The sequence below is a fragment of the Zobellia russellii genome, assembly GCF_044597075.1.
GTDB classification, from domain to species: Bacteria; Bacteroidota; Bacteroidia; order Flavobacteriales; family Flavobacteriaceae; genus Zobellia; species Zobellia russellii.
Map to the genome: position 1 here is coordinate 1,551,720 of NZ_CP139000.1, position 19,819 is coordinate 1,571,538.

At 39.1% G+C, this 19,819-nt stretch carries 10 protein-coding genes; 9 read left to right on the plus strand and 1 reads right to left on the minus strand.

All coding sequences use genetic code 11. The features are described from left to right. The first annotated feature begins 27 nt into the window (after positions 1-27). On the plus strand, positions 28-4,266 hold the full coding sequence (locus SJY45_RS06390; protein WP_400073702.1) for a two-component regulator propeller domain-containing protein: 4,239 nt from the start codon (positions 28-30) through the stop codon (positions 4,264-4,266). Positions 4,267-4,393: 127 nt separating this feature from the next. Next, positions 4,394-5,911: a sulfatase-like hydrolase/transferase gene (locus SJY45_RS06395; protein ID WP_400073703.1), complete on the plus strand. Its 1,518-nt coding sequence runs from the start codon at positions 4,394-4,396 to the stop codon at positions 5,909-5,911. Positions 5,912-6,123: 212 nt separating this feature from the next. On the opposite strand, the gene SJY45_RS06400 is transcribed toward SJY45_RS06395, so the two are convergent. Continuing rightward, on the minus strand, positions 6,124-7,680 hold the full coding sequence (locus tag SJY45_RS06400) for an alpha-L-fucosidase (protein ID WP_400073704.1): 1,557 nt from the start codon (positions 7,678-7,680) through the stop codon (positions 6,124-6,126). A 362-nt stretch (positions 7,681-8,042) separates the two neighbouring features. Between SJY45_RS06400 and galB the strand changes: the two genes are divergently transcribed. The 7 genes from galB to SJY45_RS06435 are packed head-to-tail and all read left to right on the plus strand — an operon-like array spanning position 8,043 to position 19,813. Beyond that, complete coding sequence (galB, locus tag SJY45_RS06405; protein WP_400073705.1) at positions 8,043-10,520, plus strand: beta-galactosidase GalB; 2,478 nt, start codon at positions 8,043-8,045, stop codon at positions 10,518-10,520. A gap of 4 nt (positions 10,521-10,524) precedes the next feature. Beyond that, the gene (locus SJY45_RS06410; RefSeq protein ID WP_400073706.1) at positions 10,525-11,907 is read left to right on the plus strand and encodes a glycoside hydrolase family 28 protein; all 1,383 of its coding nucleotides are present in this window, start codon (positions 10,525-10,527) and stop codon (positions 11,905-11,907) included. 17 nt (positions 11,908-11,924) lie between these two features. Continuing rightward, a complete protein-coding gene (locus tag SJY45_RS06415) occupies positions 11,925-13,886 on the plus strand; it encodes a beta-L-arabinofuranosidase domain-containing protein (RefSeq protein WP_400073707.1) in 1,962 nt (653 codons plus the stop codon). A 1-nt stretch (position 13,887) separates the two neighbouring features. Then, on the plus strand, positions 13,888-15,273 hold the full coding sequence (locus SJY45_RS06420; RefSeq protein WP_400073708.1) for a glycoside hydrolase family 28 protein: 1,386 nt from the start codon (positions 13,888-13,890) through the stop codon (positions 15,271-15,273). Between the two features lie 4 nt (positions 15,274-15,277). Continuing rightward, entirely contained in the window at positions 15,278-16,846 is a 1,569-nt protein-coding gene (locus tag SJY45_RS06425) for a sulfatase-like hydrolase/transferase (RefSeq protein ID WP_400073709.1), read from the plus strand. A gap of 35 nt (positions 16,847-16,881) precedes the next feature. Further along, positions 16,882-18,498 carry a sulfatase-like hydrolase/transferase gene (locus SJY45_RS06430; RefSeq protein ID WP_400073710.1) on the plus strand — a complete coding sequence of 539 codons (1,617 nt, stop codon included), beginning with the start codon at positions 16,882-16,884 and terminating at the stop codon, positions 18,496-18,498. 49 nt (positions 18,499-18,547) lie between these two features. After that, a complete protein-coding gene (locus tag SJY45_RS06435) occupies positions 18,548-19,813 on the plus strand; it encodes a beta-porphyranase D (protein WP_400073711.1) in 1,266 nt (421 codons plus the stop codon). Positions 19,814-19,819 lie beyond the last annotated feature (6 nt).

Here is a 19,819-nt window from a genome sequence, read left to right on the forward strand (position 1 = left end):
ACCCTAATTACTAATTCAATTTATTGAATGATTACATTAATACATAAAATAAAAACTACCTGCGTATTTGTACTCCTTTTGCTCTGTTATGTAACCAGTGCTTTTGGTCAAAAACAAATTGCATTTCAACACATATCAACAAAAGATGGCCTATCGCAAAGCGATGTCAATACAATCTACCAAGACAAATTTGGTTTCATGTGGTTCGGTACACATGATGGTCTTAATAAGTATGACGGTTATGAGTTTACCGTTTATAACTTAGATAACAATAGGCCCGATAGCATTAGCAGTAACTTGATTTTTGACATTGTTGCAGATGATGAAGGTAACCTGTGGATTGGAACAACCGGGAGCGGCGTTAATTTTTTTAATGTTACTACTGGAAAATTCACACAATACATACACGATAAAAACAACCCCAAAAGTTTATCAAGCAACCATATTACCAAGGTATTTCTAGATAGTAAAAATCGTTTATGGGTAGGTACCCGAAATGGCCTGGACCGTTTAGACCTTAACTCGCAATCAGAGGAAATAGAATTTGAACACTTTAATTCAGAAATAGCTTCCTCTATATCAAAGTATAGTGGATTATCCGTTAGTACAATTCACGAGGATCACAAAGGAGGCCTTCTGGTAGGGGGGAAAAACGGACTGTACAAACTCAAAAAAGATGATAGAGGTAGAGATTTTTTTGATAATATTACGGAAGACATAGGCCTACCCAAAACTACTATTAAGCACATTACCCAAGACGCCAATGACCGTCTTTTTATAGCCACTTCCAGAGGGTTGTACTGCCAAACAAATACAGACAAACAACCTTTTAAACAATTTAGACAAGGAGCCTTTAATAATATTTTATTAGACCAGGACAACCATATCTGGGCGGGTTCCGATATTGGACTGTCTTACTTTGAAAACTTCACTGATGATCGCGTACCCACGTTTTTAAAACGTTTTGAGTACGACTCTAAAGACCCTACAAGTTTGAGCAAGAATATCGTAAAATCCCTATTCATGGATAATACCGGTATTATTTGGATAGGCACAAATGGTGGTGGCATCAATACATTTGACCCAAAGAGAAAGCAGTTTCAACATGTTAGAAACACCTCTGACCCCCAAAGTCTGAGTTATGACAAAATCAGGTCTATGTTTGAGGACAGTAACGGCACTTTATGGATTGGTACGGAAGGCGGTGGACTAAATATGCTGGAACAAGAACACGACAAAGGTTCCTACAATCACTTTAAACATTTTGGTTCCATATCAAAAATATTTGCTATTGATGAAACGCTAATTGGTGGCAAGAAAACATTGCTGATCGGGTCAGAGGGGTTTCCGGGACTCTTTTTTTTAGACCTCACTAAACCAGGTGATCTTTCCAAAGACAACTTATACAAAACCGATTTAAAGTATGGGGTTTTTAGTTTACTGGCGGATAGCAATGAAAATATATGGGTAGGCACCTATAATTCCGGGGTACACCGCTGGATAAAAACGGATACCGTAGGGCATTTTAGAAAGCAGAATTTTGGGTATTACCCCGGAAAATCCAACGCTATATCTAGTGACATTATCCGGAACATACTTGAAGACCGCAATGGTAATATCTGGTTCGCAACCGGAGACGGCCTTTGTATGCTTACCGAGAAAGAGCGTTATAAAAAACGTCCAAAATTTAAAGTTTACAAACACAAGTCTGAACAAGCCAATTCTATAAGCCATAATTATATTCTTTCCCTTTTTGAAAGTAGTACAGGGGACCTTTGGATAGGTACTTTTGGCGGAGGGCTCAACAAACTTATTCCTGGAACGGATGAACAGCCCCCTACTTTTAAACACTACACTACAAAAGATGGCCTGCCCAACAATGTCATAAAGGGTATTCTTGAGGACAGTAAACAAAATTTGTGGTTATCTACCAACAAGGGTTTATCCCGTTTTGACACAGAAAAAGAAACCTTTATAAACTACAATTCAAGTGATGGTCTTCAAAACAATGAATTTCAAGAACTTGCCTGTGTGAAAAGGGCCGATGGCGAAATGCTTTTTGGAGGAATCAATGGTTTTAATGCGTTCTACCCAGAGGAGATAAAAGAAAATAAATACCCGGCAAAAACGGTTATAACAGATTTGCTTATTTCCAATAAATCAGTAGAAATTGGTGAAAAAGTAAACGGTCAGGTAATCCTTAACAAGAATATAAGTAAGAGCCAAGAAATAGAATTAAGTTACGGTAATAACAACTTTTCGTTTGAATTTGCCGCGCTACATTATGCGGCACCTTTAAAAAATAAATTCGCGTACAAACTTAAAGGTTTTGATAAAGATTGGACAGAAACCTCCGCAAAAAAACGGTACGCAACCTATACCAACCTAAAACCGGGCGATTATATTTTTAAGGTAAAAGCTTCCAATAATGACGGTATTTGGAATCCAACACCTACCTTATTGAAAATTCATATTATTCCACCTTGGTGGCTTACCAATACAGCCTATATAGTTTATGGCCTCATGGTTCTAGGACTTTTATGGCTTTTCTGGAGATATACCTTTATCCGTACCTCTAAAAAGCACCAATTAGAGCTGGAGTCCGTAGAACGGGAACGCTCGGCAGAACTCCACCGAATGAAACTGGAGTTCTTCACCAATATTTCCCATGAGTTCAGAACGCCTTTAACGCTTATTAAAGGGCCTTTGGAATATGTTCAGAACAATTTAGTTTCATTAGATCAAAAATCGTTAAAGGAACAACTTGGTCTTATGCAAAAAAACACCAATTACCTCATGAGATTGGTTACCCAGCTACTGGATTTCAGAAAAATAACCCAAGGTAAAATGAGGTTGGTCATGAGGCATAGTGATATTGTTGCATTTTTACAAGAAGTTGCTGAGCCCTTTCAATTCTTGGCCCATAAACAGTCTATTGATTTTGAGTTGGAAACCACAAGTAAAACTTTGATTACTTGGTTTGATCACGAAGCACTGGAAAAAATCATGAACAACTTGCTTTCAAACGCTTTCAAGTTTACAGAAGCCGGTCAGAAAATAAAAATAAAAATTTCGGAGGATGAAGTGGCCGAAAGAAAGGAAATTGTCATTCAGGTTAAAGATTCCGGTATAGGTATTCCTAAGTCTAAAATCTCAAAAATATTCGAACGGTTCAACTCGGTCAAAAATGGCGAAAAAAATGACAAGATAAATCCGGAAGGCATAGGAATTGGCCTTTCTTTTACCAAAAACCTAGTGGAATTACATCAGGGAACAATAGAAGTCTACAGCAAGCCCGATAAAGGCACCAAGTTTATTGTTCGCCTGCCAAAAGACAAGGAAGCCTATACCAATATTGAGGAAATAAGCTGCAAAGATGTCTCGGACAACGATTTTCTGGTTAGGTCTTCTGAAACCGAATCTTTTGCCATTGGTTTAAACGACGACCTTATTGACGAGGGTATTTCCAAAACACGCTCCAAGCTTCCCGTTTTATTAGTGGTAGATGACAACCCTGATATTAGAACGTTCATAAGCAAGGTTTTAGGAAAGCTCTACACAGTGTACCAGGCCGAAAATGGTAAAAAGGGTCTTGAAATAGCTAAAAAAATAATGCCCAATATTGTTATATGCGATATTGTAATGCCCATAATGGATGGTATTGAGTTCTCTAGAACCATGAAAAGCCAACCGGAAACCAGCCATATACCCATTATCATCCTAACCGCTAAATCCTCTCAGGAAAGCGAACTGGAAAGTTTGGAATTGGGAGTGGACGAATATTTACGTAAACCCTTTGATTTTGAACTGCTCAAGCTAAAACTATCCAATATCATAAAACGACGCGAACATTTAAGAAAACGTTTTAACCGCAAAATAACGGTACAACCCAGTGAAGTGGTAGTAACCTCAATGGATGAAATATTTCTTAGTCAAGCTATTGAAATCGTGGAAAAACACATGATGAATACCGATTTTAATGTTGAAATGCTCGTGAAGGAAATGGGCCTTAGTCGCAGCACACTGTATCTTAAGTTTAAAGAGATAACCGGGCTTTCTTCCAGCGAGTTCATCAGAAACGTTCGTCTTAAGCGTGCGGTACAGCTGTTTGACCAAAGTAACTTCTCCGTAAAGGAAATTATGTACAAAACAGGTTTCAGTACGGCCTCCTACTTCTCAAAATGTTTTAAAAAGCAATTTGGAGTGGTACCAAGTGAGTATGTTCGTCAAATCAATAAAAAAAATGAGGCTACAGATGCGTCCTAATATCCGTTTAAATACTATAAATTCATCCTAAAGAATTCGGCCAATGTAATTTTAATAAGATTCAATCCTTATTTTCACCCTGACCAAATAAACGAAATACAATAAATCATTTTTAAAATTTAATCCTTTGAAAAATTTAACACTTGCCCTCATCTCAGTGCTGCTGTTCTCTTGTAAAGCTGAGAAAAAAGAGGTTACACCATCAAAACCTAACGTAGTTTTCATATTTGCCGATGATATGACCTATTCGGCCATAAATGCATTAGGGAACAAAGAAATTCAAACTCCCAATCTAGATAAATTGGTACATAAAGGCACTACGTTCACCCATGCCTTTAACATGGGAGGTTGGAACGGTGCCATATGCGCAGCATCTAGAGCCATGATCATTTCCGGACGTAAGCTTTGGGAAGTAAACGAATTTCGCGAAAATTGGAGTAACGGTAAGGAGTTTGACAAAACTTGGGGTAAACTCATGGAAGGCGCAGGATATGACACCTATATGACAGGAAAATGGCACGTAGATGCCAAAGCCCAAAACGTTTTTCAAAATGTAGTTCACGTTCGCCCAGGTATGCCCGGCGATGCATGGGCCACGGAAAATACCGGTGCCAAATTCAAAACCTTAAAAGAAGAAGGTAAAAAACCGGAAGATATTATGCCTATAGGTTATAATAGACCTCAAAATGAAAATGATACACTTTGGACTCCTACAGATATGAAGTACGGTGGTTTCTGGCAGGGTGGTAAACACTGGAGTGAAGTACTTAAAGATGATGCCCTTGGGTTCATAGACCAGACCAAAACGAGCGAGAAGCCATTTTTTATGTATCTGGCCTTTAACGCCCCACATGACCCTAGACAGGCACCACAAGAGTTTGTAGACCTATACCCTATAGAAAAAATAAGTGTTCCTAAAAGTTTTCTTCCCCTCTACCCTTATAAAGATGGAATGGGCAATGGCCCAAGTCTCAGAGATGAAGCACTAGCTCCTTTTCCCAGAACTGAATATGCCGTAAAAAAACATACACAAGAGTATTATGCGCTCATTTCTCATTTGGATTTTCAAATAGGGCAGATTCTAGATGGATTAGAGAAAACTGGTAAAATGGATAACACCTATATCATTTTTACGGCAGATCACGGTTTGGCAATGGGCAAACATGGCCTTCTTGGAAAGCAAAGTCAGTTTGACCATAGCGTTCGTGCTCCGTTTATGATCGTTGGGCCTAAAATTCCTGCAAACCAAAAAGTTGATGCCGATATCTATTTACAAGATGCCATGGCAACAAGCTTAGAATTGGCCAACATTGAAAAACCCGAATATGTATTCTTTAACAGTGTTTTAGACCTTGTAGACGGAGAACGTAAAGAAAGTCATTATGATGCTATTTATAATGGTTACATAGACTTACAGCGTATGATACGCAAAGATGGCTATAAACTGATCGTATATCCTAAAATGGACGTTGTATTGCTGTACGACTTAACAGCTGATCCAGAAGAAATGAACGATTTGGCGGGCAAGCCTGAATTCAAAGAGAAAGTAGATACTATGTTTTCCGAGTTAATGCAATTACAAAAAGATATGGAAGACCCTCTAGATATTAGTGCTATATTAAAGAACTACAGAGCTGAAAAATAAATTTTAAATTCACTTTGTACTAAGCAAAGTTGGCCCGTTCATTACAATGAACGGGCCTTTTTTATGGTTACAGTCAAAGGTGAACTACTAAAAAGCAATACTCCTTAACCTACAAGAAAACACTTAGAGGCATAAAAAAAGTGCATCGACTATGAACAATCGATGCACTCAAAACTAACACAAAAAAAACAATCTTAAAGTAGAGCTTAATCTTAAATAGATATCTCTAACACGTGGGCGTATTCACCCGATTTTTTACCTAAATCCTTAATGGTAAGTGCTTCCTTAGTTTGCTCAAAATCTATTTTAGCATCACTACCCAATAGCTTCACTGCTTTGATATCCAAACCTTCGGCGTAGGTATTTGCACTTCCTAAAGACTCTATATCAATCTTACCGTTCTTTGGCCAAGCCAACATTATGGCGTACAACTTATCCCCTTTTTGGGTAAACCTAATGTCTTGACCCGTAAACTCTTTGTTTTTCCCTTCAGAATGATGCCCCTTTTTGACCTCTGTTGGACCTTCTCCAAAAGTTTTCCAATATCTGGTATCGTAGATAGCATCACCGTTAACAGTAAGCCAATCACCAATTTGTAATAGAATCTCTTTTTGGTCATCAGGAATAGTTCCATCTGCTTTAGGACCAACGTTCAACAATAAGTTTCCGTTTTTAGAAACGATATCCACTAAATCGTCTATCAGTTGGTTAGGCGTTTTAGAATCCCAATTCGTAACATGTGACCAAGAATTTTTACCTATTGAAGTATCGGTCTGCCAAGGCAGTTTTCTAATACCTGGAAGTTTCCCTCTTTCCAAATCATAGATAACCGTGCCTTCCGGAAAGGCTTCATGACCAAAATTCTTATCATTGATCAAAACTTCTTTTCCCCACTCACGACCTTTATTGTAATAGTAAGCTGCCAATTTTGGCCTTAAGTCTGCAAAATCATCAATATCTACATAGAAGTCAAAATAAAGGATATCAGGTTGGTACGTATCTACCAAATCAATTGTTCTATTCCACCAGCGCTCCTTAAATTTTTCGGAAACCGGTTCTTTTAAATCTTTTCCTTTGCTAGAATATAAATCGGCATACTCTGGGTCAACCGTATCAAACTTATCCTTCTTATTATAAAAAGACCAGTTAAAGGCAAAGTGGGAAGAAGCGCCCATTTTCAAACCCTGTTCGCGGCCTTCTTTAAAAAGTTCACCTAAAACATCCCTTTTCGGGCCCATATCAAATGAGTTCCAACGGGTTGTATTTGACTTGTACATAGCAAAACCATCATGGTGATCCGCTACTGGAACTACATATCTAGCACCTGATTTTTTGAAAAGGTCTATCCATTCCTTAGCATCAAATTTTTCGGCCTTGAACATGGGAATAAAATCTTTGTAGCCAAATTCTTTTTGGTCTCCCCACGTCTTTTTATGGTGTGTATATGCTGCATTAGGCCCTTTCTTTCCTGGTTTTAGGGTCGCGGAAAAAGTTGCGGTATCCATATACATCCGTCTTGGGTACCATTCGGAACCAAAAGCAGGAACCGTATAGGCGCCCCAATGGATAAAAATCCCGAATTTATCATCGCTGAACCATTTTGGATCTTTATAATTTTTCTTGATAGACTCCCAATTAGGCTGAAAGACTTTAACGGTATCGGTAGTACTGAGCTGCGCCGTATCATTTTGATTTTTTTTGTCCGAACTGCCACAGGAAGCAATACAGACAATGGCGACTGAAAGTGCCACTAGGTGTTTTAAATTCATAATGTGGTTGTTATTGACGATACCATTTTGTTTCGCCCTATTTGAGGTAGCTAAATTCTAATTTTATCGCTCATCCCCGAGCCACGAATGTGCTAAAGGGTACAACAAATGAACATTTCACTAAAGTCAACTTAGAGAATTTACAAGCTCATATTAGGTTTAAGGCCCGCAAAAAACTTGACAATATATTGACAACACCCAATCTTCTAAAAATCTTGGAAGTTGTACTGTAATGTCTTAACATGTAGACGCGCCCAGCAAACCCTAACCAAAAAAACCATCTGTTCTATTTTTTCATCAGTCCGTGGTCTTTTCCCTAGAAATTATTTTCGACTTTCACCACAATAAATATTAACGTGAAAATGATGTTGAGAACAAGCTTACTATTTACCCTTTTATTACAATTCTGTTTCTCCTTTAGCCAATTAAGTCCCGATGCCACAAATGGCGATGTTTCTTTTAATAGCAACTGGCTTTTTCAAAAGGGAGACCCTTCCGGGGCGGAAAAATCTACATTTAAAGATGCGCAGTGGCGTAAACTTAATTTGCCCCATGATTGGGCCATTGAAGGTCCTTTTGACAAAAAATACAATGCTCGTACAGGAGGTTTACCGGTACACGGTACGGCATGGTACCGCAAACATTTTACCATAGACAAAAAATATGCGGCTCAGCAAATAGCTGTCTTGTTTGATGGTGTCATGAACAATAGTAAAGTCTATATAAACGGAACCTATATTGGCGAGCGTCCTTTTGGTTATATGGGTTTTGAATTGGATTTAACCCCTTACATTAAGTTTGGGGAGGATAACGTCATTGCCGTAAGGGTTGCCCCAGAAGATTTAGCATCCCGCTGGTACTCCGGAGCAGGTATCTATAGAAACACCTATTTAAAAATAAATAACCCGGTCCACATTCCACTTTGGGGCACCTATATTACAACCCCAGAAGTATCTAATGAAAAGGCGACTGTAAAAATTGAAACCACGGTAAAGAATGCCAATGGCAAAAAAGCTTCGGTTACTTTAGAAACAAAAATAATTGACGGGCTAAATAACGTGGTAGCCTCAAGTAGTCAAAAAATCAAGCTAGAAAAATCTTCGACGAAAGTTGTTATAGATGAAATAGTAGTGAACAACCCCAACCGATGGGGAATTGAGAACCCTTTTTTATATGATGTTGTCACTCAAGTAAAAAAAGCGAATACGGTTATAGATGAGTACCATAGTACTTTAGGGATAAGAAGTATTTCTTTTGATGCTAAAAAAGGATTTCTATTGAATGAAAAACCTGTGGAATTCAATGGCGTATGCATGCACCATGACCTTGGGCCTTTGGGTGCAGCGGTAAATTACAGAGCTACGGAGCGCCAAATGCAAATTATGCAAAGTATGGGCGTAAATGCCTTGCGTACGAGCCACAATCCACCATCGCCAGAAATGCTCGAGATATGTGATAAACTGGGTATTGTTGTCCTAGACGAAGCTTTTGACGAGTGGAAAATTCCAAAAGTCATTAACGGCTATAATAAGTTTTTTGACGAATGGCACGAGCGTGATTTAAGGGATATGATCAAAAGAGACCGTAACCACCCTTCCGTAGTTATGTGGAGTATAGGTAACGAAATTATTGAGCAGCGTGAAAAGGACGGTTGGAAAGTGGCTAAAATGCTGAGCGATATCTGTCACGATGAAGATCACACCAGACCAACTACAGCAGGTTTTAACAACTACCCGGGAGCGTTCAAAAATAAATTAGCGTACCAGATTGATATTGTAGGCCTAAACTATAAGCCTTTTGATTACGGCGAAGTTATACGGGAAAATCCGGATATGATCGTTTACGGTTCCGAAACCTCATCGCAGACCAGTAGCCGAGGTTCGTACCACTTACCTATTACCTATGAACACCAAAAAGAAACACACCAAGTCTCTAGTTATGATGTAACGGTTGGCCCACCATGGGCCTACCCTCCTGATGTTGAGTTTGATGTTCAGGCAGAAAACCCTACCTTTTTAGGTGAATTTATGTGGACAGGCTTTGACTATCTTGGTGAACCTACCCCTTACGGTGGGCGCGATAATTCTACCAATGGATATTGGAACGCAGATTGGCCGGTGCACGCCTCCTATTTTGCTCCGGTAGATTTATGCGGATTTCCAAAAGACAGATATTACCTCTACCAAAGCCAGTGGACTACAGAACCTATGGTTCATGTATTGCCACACTGGAACTGGGAAGGAAAAGAAGGAGAAGAAATTCCCGTATTTGCCTATACCAATTGTGATGAAGTAGAACTGATCGTAAACGGGAAATCTTTGGGCAAAAAGGTAAAAGGAATTGATACCACTGATATTCCGGCTGAATTCCGTGGATTTGAAAATGGTATGTACACTTCAAAATATAGATTAAGCTGGAAGGTTCCTTTCCAACCGGGAAACTTACGAGTAATTGGTTATAAAGATGGAAAAGCGGTAGCCGAAAAGATAATCAATACTGCTAAGAAAGCATCTAAAATACGCTTAACGGCAGACCGTTCCCAAATTTCGGCAGATGGTAAAGACCTTTCTTTTATTGAAGTTGATATTACGGATGCTGATGGAAATCTTGTTCCTTTAGCGGACAACCAAGTACAGTTTACTGTAGAAGGCCCCGGAATCCTTGCTGCTGTGGGCAATGGAAACTCGGCATCACTAGAATCGTTTCAAGACACTAAAATAAAAACGTTTAACGGAAAATGTCTTTTAGTAATAAAATCTACCGAAGCTGCTGGCAACATAACAGTTTCAGCTACTTCTAACGGATTGGAAACTTCTAAAACTATAATCGTATCAAAATAATCAAATGAAAATATCACAATTACTCTGTTGTGCCCTTTGCCTGTTATTTTTCACACAAGCAATGGCTACAGACTTTAATGTGCTGGATTATGGCGCCAAAGCAGACGGTATTACACAAGATACAAAGGCTGTACAAAGTGCTATAGATGCTTGCACCAAAAATGGAGGTGGAAGGGTTTTGATTCCTGCAGGAAAAACCGTTATAACGGGTACCATTTACTTAAAGGATTTTGTTACCCTTCATATTGAAAATGGAGCAACGCTTCTTGGCAGCCCCAATTATGAGGATTATGCTACTGATACCCATAAAAATATGTACAAGAACGAACCGCATATGGACCGTTGCTTGATTTTTGCCAAAGATGCACGTTCTATTGCCATTGAAGGTTATGGCACTATTGATGGAAACGGGCACAAAGAAAATTTCACGAAGCAAAAAGGTGGTAGGCCAATGATGATCAGGTTTGTGAACGTAAAGGACATCCATCTTAATGATATTACCTTGATTAATCCTGCGGCATGGACTTCCGCTTGGCTCTATTGTGATAATATCTCTGTAAGCGGTATTAACATCATAAGTCGCGTAAACAATAACGGAGATGGGTTGGATTTTGACGGGTGCACAAATGTGCGCGTAAACAATAGTAATTTTGATAATAGTGACGATAGTATTTGCCTGCAAGCCTCAAGACCGGACAAACCGTGCAAGAACATAACGGTAAGCAATTGCCACTTTAGCACCAAATGGGGCGGAATGCGTATTGGCCTCTTATCCCGTGGAAATATTGAATCGGTTACCGTTACCAACTGTACTTTTAAGGATATTCAAGATTCGGGACTTAAGATTCAGCAATGTGAAGGTGGCGAAATGAAGAACATGGTCTTCAGTAACTTGGTAATGGAAAACGTACCTCGTCCTATTTTCATGACATTCGCACAACAAATTGCTTCCGTAGATACGTCCAAAGGACAGTTAGAACCACTAAAAAGCATGCACAACTTTAGTTTTAGCAATATTGTGGTAGACAATTCCAAGCTTGATAAAAACTCGGCCTTCTTTTTAACCGGGTTTCCAGGGCATCAAATTGAAGACGTAACCATTAAGGATGTTCAATTTGTAGTTTCTGGTGGAGGAACGGCTGAAGACGCCCAGAAAACAGAGATAAAAGAATACACTCAAGAAGTGCTTAAGGGCTGGTGGCCAGAATTCAGTTTAGTAGGTACCCTACCCGCTTCCGGACTTTATGCAAGACACATTAATGGCTTGGTGGTAGATAATTTTCAAATCATAACAAAAACTAAGGACCATCGAAAAAGTATTATTCTAGATGATGTTTTGAACAGTAACATAACCAATATATATCTAAACAAGATAAAAACCGACTAGTAAAAATGATAACTACAATGCTTTATACACGAGTCATTCCACTGTTGTTTGGCTATTTGATCTCTACTTACTGTTTCGCACAAGAACCTTCGCAATTTCATGATGTTTCATTGACTTCTATTGAGCCTGAAGGTTGGATAAAAGAGTTTTTAGTACGTCAAAAAAATGGTCTAGCAGGTTATCCTCATGTTTCCGGTTATCCTTTTAACACCAAAATGTGGATGCAAGATATAGATATACCTGTAGGACATTTTGGAAGGCCAGACTGGCCCTATGAACAAACCGGATATTATTTGGACGGTATATTAAGAACAGGGTATTTACTTAATGACACGACCTTAATCAATAGGGCAAAAAAGAATATAAACCACGTATTGGCTACCCCAAATATTGATGGAATTCTAGGTCCGGTAAATGCCGATGATTGGAGTAGAACAGTTTTTTTTAGAGCCATCATGGCAAAATATGACGCTGAACCCGACCCTAAGATTTTAGAACGCTTAACAGATCACTATTTGAAAAAACCAAGGTTGTTTAACGAAGGTAGAGCCTTAATGTCTATTGAGCAAATTTTGTGGCTATATAAAAAAATCAACGATCCAAGGTTGCTGAAACTAGCCGAGAATTCTTTTTCCAACAATCAATCCAACGCTGTAGGCGGTGAGTATACTGAAGAAAACAAATCTACACAACCACAATCTAAAATTTTGGACCAGCTTCTTTCCGATGCTATTCCTTCCGGTCATGGAGTAACTTTTGCAGAACAGGTTAAAATACCCGCCATTTTGTATTTACACACTGGCAAACAGAAGTATTTAGATGCCTCTATCAATGGTTTGAAAAAGCTTAAAACACATCATCTTCTTGTAGACGGGGTACCCAGTTCTGTGGAGCATTTAAACGGAAAATCGGTTTCTATGGCACATGAAACTTGTGATATTGTTGACCTGACTTGGAGCTTGGGTTATATAATGATGGCTACCAGAGAAGGTTATTGGGGAGATTGGATTGAAAAGGCATTCTTTAATGCCGGCCTAGGAGCTTTGGAAAAAAACTTTAAGGGACATCAATACTATTCCGCTCCCAACCAACCAATTGCCGCAGAGAATACCAGTCAGTTCAACATCAATTCAAATTGGGGAGGAATGGCAACGGGTAGAATGTGCTATAGAACCTCACACGACACAGAATGCTGTACGGGAAACATACAACGTATGATGCCTTCGTATGCAAGCCGAATGTGGTTAAAAGATAACGAAAACAACATAATCGTAGCCGCTCTTTATGGCCCAAGTAATTTTAAAACAGATTTAAACGGAAAACGGATTTCTATTAAGGAAACTACCCAATACCCTTTTTCAGAACAGATAAAATTTGAAATTTCTGTAGAAACCCCTACCACTTTTACACTAATGCTACGCAAACCTGCTTGGTGTAAAAAACCGATTGTACAAGTAAATGGAAAAAAAGTAAGTAAGTTTAAGATTAACAAAGGTTTTATTGAAATAAAACAAAAAATCAAGAATAGTTCTATCGTAGAACTAGAACTACCTATGCTAACCCAAATTACCCGTACTGGTATAGAACAAGAAGGTATTTCCATAGAACGAGGTCCACTATTATACGCCTTACCTATTCAGCATAAAACAACAACCTTTCCCTATATAGGGGCCGCTAACGTAGAAAATTTCCCAAACCAACTTATGTATCCAACTAGCAACTGGAGCTATGCGTTAGATACGACAGATATTTCTATTGTTGAAAATGAAATAAATGGAAAATACCCCTGGGATTTAAAAAATACACCAAACCGACTTAGGCTTCGAGCAAAACAAATAACTAATTGGAAATTAGATGGGTCCAAACACCTAACCACTTGGCCGAAAACGCCAGAATTCAAACCTGATTTTGAAACCATAGAGCTAGTTCCAATTGGTGCCACCTATTTAAGAATGAGTATTTTACCTAAAGCTGAATGACATGAAGAATAGACAATATATACCTGTAATACTCTTATTTCTATCGTTCATTGCCTGTTCGGAAAAAACAAATAAACATAAAGTAACGGATTATGGCGCCATAGGAGATGGCAAAACCATAAATACCAAAAACATTCAGGAGGCTATAGATGCCTGTAATCTTGCTGGTGGAGGTACGGTAACTATAGAAGGGGGCGATTACATTTCAGGTACGCTTCTTTTAAAGGACAACGTGACCCTGCATATAGCTGAAGATGCAAAATTGATAGGAAGTTCAAATCCGTTGGATTATCAAAGTATTGATACGTTTCAAGATGCCACTGGGCAACAACGTGGTAATTGTCTTATTGGTGCAAAAAACGCCAAAAATATTGCCGTAACCGGAAAGGGAACTATTGATGGGAGCGGAGAAGCTTTTCTATCGAAAAATATAAAGGCAAAAATTAAGGAATTGAACATTACCGAAACTAAAGGTTTTGGTACAAATAGACCTTTTCTTCTGCGGTTCGTAAACTCTTCTCAGATAAGGGTGCAGGATATTCATTTACGACAGCCGGCCGCATGGACGTGTCATTTCTATCAATCCAATGATATTTTGGTGGATAACGTTTCTATTTACAGTCACGCCCACAAGAACAATGATGGAATTGATTTGGATTCCAGCTACGATGCAGTTATTAAAAATTGCGACATCAACACAGGAGATGATGCCATTTGCATTAAAACTACGAGTCCAAAACCTACCTATAACGTACAAGTTAGCGATTGTAAGCTCAGAAGTGACTGGGGTTCGATTAAGTTCGGCACGGAGTCTATGGGAGATATGTACAACATAGATATTAAAAACTGCCAGATTTATGATACCAAAGGTGGCGGTATAAAAATCTTAAGTGTAGACGGCGCCAACATTCACGATGTAACCATAGACGGTATTCAGATGGATAGAGTAGATATGCCTATTTTCATTCGCCTAGGGGAACGCCTACGCACCTATCGCAATGCCGAAAAACAAGAGGTTGGCTCTATTACCGATGTACTCATCAAAAATGTAAAAGGCAGTGCGCGGACCCTGGATAGTTCTAGGGTAAATCCGCCTTCAGGCATATTAATTACGGGAACCCCAAATCATAAAGTTGGTAAAATAACTTTAGAAAATATAAAACTGGAGCTTCCTGGAGGAGGAACTGCACAGCACACTACCGCCAAGGTTGAAGAAGATATAGACCGCTATCCTGAGTTCAGCTTTTTTAATGTTCTTCCGGCCTATGGGATTTATGGAAGGCACATAGACAGCTTACATACGGACGGTGTTGTGTTTTCCTTGAACGGTGACGATAAGAGAGAATCTCAAATTTTAGTGGATACCCATTCAAATAAATCAGAATAACATTATGAATTTTAGAAATCGATTTTCCCATTACATTTTAATCGCTTTTTGTACATTGTTAGGTCTTCCCGCAAGCGCTCAAAAAAGTAAAACCAAAAAGAAAGACCGGCCTAATGTACTCGTTATTTACACAGATGACCACCGCTTTTCCGGGGTACATGCTTTGGGTGGTATGCAGGTAAAAACACCAAATATGGATGCTTTGGTTGCTGATGGCATTTCATTTTCCAATGGATATTTGATGGGTGCTTTTTCCGGTGCTACTTGCGTTCCAAGTAGGGCCATGTTATTAACAGGCAGAAATGTATTTGAATTACAAGGACAAGGACATACCATTCCACCCGAACATAAAACCATAGGCGAAGCCTTACAGGCCCAAAACTACAACACCCATATTGTGGGCAAATGGCACCAAGACAATAATGCTTTGGCTCGCTCTTTTGATTCAGGAGACCGTATAATGTCCAGAGGTATTTATTTGGTAGATCACTTTCGTATGCCTTCCTGGGACTGGAAAAAAGATGGTGATTATAAAAAGGAAGACGGGTATATATTAGTGTATGACAAGGATGGAAAAGTGGTTCGTAGATCGGTAACCAAAGAAGATAAAAGAGGCCCTTCTGCCACAGAAAAAGATGGTCCACATACGTCCGAAATCTATGCAGAAAGTGCTTCGGAGTATATTAAGGATTACAAAAAGAAGGACCCTTTCTTCATGTATTTAGCGTTTCATGCACCTCATGACCCAAGACAGGCGCCACAGAAATATAAAGACATGTACCCCATTGAGGATATTATCCTTCCCCCATCCTATATGGAACAACATCCTTTTGATAATGGACATATGTTTTTAAGGGATGAAGAATTGGCCGTATGGCCCCGAAAACCGGAAGTGGCCAAAGAACAACTTTCTGATTACTACGCTATTATTACGCATTTAGATGCTCAAATAGGTAAAGTCATTGCGTCATTAAAAGAAAGCGGCGCTTATGAAAATACGTTAATTGTTTTTGCCGGTGATAGTGGTCTGGCAGTTGGCAATCATGGTTTAATGGGAAAACAGAATATATATGATGAAGATGGGGTTCATATTCCATTTGTTTTTTCGGGTAATCTCATAAAAGACAAGGGCAGTAAAAGAGAGGCGTTAGCTTATAATTTTGATATTTTCCCAACGATACTGGATTTCATTGGTGTTGATGCACCTGGTTCTGTTACCGGTAAAAGTCTATTACCGGTTATCAATAAAGAAAAGAGCAGCGTTAGGGATTACACTTACCACGCTTACAGACAATTCCAAAGAGCTTATAGAAAAGGGGATTATAAACTCATTGAATACGTACGTGCCAACAATTATGACAAAAAGAGCGGAGAAACCGTAAAAGGATCCCGTGTTACCCAATTGTTCAATATAAAAAACGACCCTTGGGAAGTTTATGATCTTTCCTTCTTTCCCCAATATGCCGATCAAGTAAAGACCATGCGCAAGGAAATGAAAGAAAAAGCGAAAGAATTGGGTGATACTAAAGAAAATATTGAAGGAGAGAAATACGGATTTTGGGAATTTTATTAAATCCAGAACACTTAAGAACAAATTCAAAACTGAGCATGAAAATTATAAATCATAAAATCTTATGGGTTGTGCTAGGGTGCCTAATGATGTCCGCTTTAGGAGTAGCTCAGGACAAACCCAATATCATTCTTTTATATGCCGATGATATTAGTGCCCGTGAACTTCCCATTTACGGTTCTACAGTTTGGAGTCCTCCAAAGGGAGGTAACAGTTCGGACATGCAATACAGGGCCAAGACGCCCGTATTGAATCAACTAGCGGAAGAAGGTTTATACGTAAAGACTGCTTGGGCAGCCACAGTTTGCGGACCAAGTAGAGCCATGATGATGACAGGCAGATACGCGCATTTGCATAAATGGTGGCATAATAGCGATAAAGGTAAGGCTCCAAACGGCAAAGGCGTTTGGAACTTATATGATAGTTCGCCCCACTCAATTGCCCATGTGGCCAAAGCGGGTGGTTATGCTACCTTTTGGGCCGGAAAAACACAAATGGATATAGAAGGATTTCAGTTTGATGAAGGGTGTTTTACCCCTGGTGAAGGTTCTTATAACAAAGCTATACACACTACGGACTTCCGTTTGGAAACTAGAAAAATAAACGGAAAAAAGAAAATCTTTAATGCCGATACCAATAAAGAAATCCACAAAAAAAGCTACGTACAGTCCGGTTGGTATTGGAAACCCCATGTTCAACTTATGAACTATCCGGGTACCAACAAAAAATTGGTTTGGTGGCCCAACACTAAAAAATCAAAGAAAGAATTTGGATTGAACACTTTTGGCCCAGATGTAGAACTGGATTTTATTTTTGATTTCATGGAAAGGAAGCAAGAAGAAAAAGAACCTTTCTTTGTGTACCATACCAGTCACTTAGGTCATGACGCTTGGGACTTCCTGAACCCTGACTCCGGAAACAAATGGCCCGGAACCCCAAAAATTTCTTGGAACGGAAAGGCATATTCGCGCACACCACCTAACGTTACCGGCGACAATGGAATTCATAACACCCATGCCACGGTTACAGATAGTGGTATTCACCATCATATAAACTATTTAGATTATCAGGTATGGCAATATATGAACAAGTTAAAGGAACTTGGTATTGAGAACAACACCATTTTTATCTTCTGTGCGGATAATGGCACCAGTGGTTATGGAAAATCAAGTCCAATTTCGCAAAAAGGTACCCACGTGCCGCTTATCATTTACGCTCCGGGCATGAACCTTACCAAAAAAGGAATGCAGGATGTACTCGTAAACATGTCAGACATGCTTCCTACCATTGCAGATATTGCCAATGTAAAAATTCCCGATAGTTATGAAATTAATGGCGAAAGTTTAATGCCTTTCTTGACTACGGATAAACCAACGCATAGAGATTGGATATATGGCTACCACAAAGAAACCCAAATAGTAAGAGGAAATCTTGTCCTAAAAGATGGCAACGATGTGTGGTACGATGTAAGCAAAACACCAGATGACCTTATTAGCTTTCCTAAAATCAAGGATTGGAGCCAAGTCTCTCCAGCCCATAGGGCGGAACGTGACCAACTATTGCAAACCATTCCCCAGTTTAATTTGCATGAAACGGCCCATGACGCTCCTGAAAACGGCATAGGAAAAATTGAACCATTAAAAAAATCAAAATAAGGGTGAACATCTAGCTTTCGCTCTTAAAAAATAATACAAACGAAATAAAATGATTTTTAAACAGACCATTGCATTTTTTTTACTTGTAAGCGGCAGTGTATTTGCTCAAGAAATGCACGAAACCAAAGAAGAAACTCGCCAAGGACCACCAAAACCTCCTATGGGCAAGCGTTGGGTCTTAAATCCGGACTTTTCAGATGAATTTAATGGTACAGAATTGGACACTACAAAATGGTATGACCACCACCCTACTTGGATAGGTAGGCCACCCGGTCTTTTTATGGCCTCACAGGTTTCCGTAGGAGACGGGTTTCTTAAAATGACGAGTAAAAAGCTTGAGAAGGATACCATAGTTCATGCCTACGGTAGAGATATAACTTTTAATGTTGGTGGGGCCGCTGTGGTTTCAAAAAAATCTACAAAATTCGGGTACTATGAATGCCGTGTAAAGGCCGCAGCTACTACCATGTCCACAACATTCTGGTTTTCGAGCAGTAACAATTTTAAAGGACCTAACGATTGTGATAAATACGGTTTGGAGTGGGATATTCATGAATCTATTGGTCGTGAAGGTGATTTTAATGGAAGTTACTTTGCCAGTGGTATGCACTCCAATTCACATTTCTGGTATACGGACTGTGATGGTGAAAAACATGACTACCGAGCCCCACAAGTAAAATTTGAAGATGAAAGACTTACCTCCCAAGATTTTAATATCTACGGTGGCTGGTGGCAAAATGAAAGTACGGCCAGCTACTACTACAATGACCGGGCACCCAAACACCAAAAGTTTTATGACAAGGTAAAAGATAAGCCTTTTGATCAACCTATGTACATGCGTTTAGTGAGTGAAACCTACCCTTTTCCGTGGATAGAAATTCCCACTGCCCAAGAATTGAACGACTCAAGCAAAAACACAGTGTTCTATGATTGGGTTAGAGCCTATAAACTGGTAGATGCCAATGATTCCAACTCCCAAGAAAGAAACAACCTAAAACTTTATAACGAAAACATATCTTTTGATAGCCCCATTATTGCCCAAAAACAATCTACTTCTATAGAGATACCCCTTACCTACAAAGCTAATCAAGACCGTGAAATAGAACTAAAATTGTTCGATAACGATGGCGAAAAAGTAGCGGAATCCAAGTTTATCGCTTACGCTGGATATGCCAATATTACGGCTGTGGTCCACTCAGAAGATAAACTATCTACCGAAGCACCTTATAAGCTAACGGCCAACATTGCCCCTATAAATGGTGATAACAAAAGTATTTTAGACCATAATACCCTGTACATCAACTTGATGAAATAAATAGAC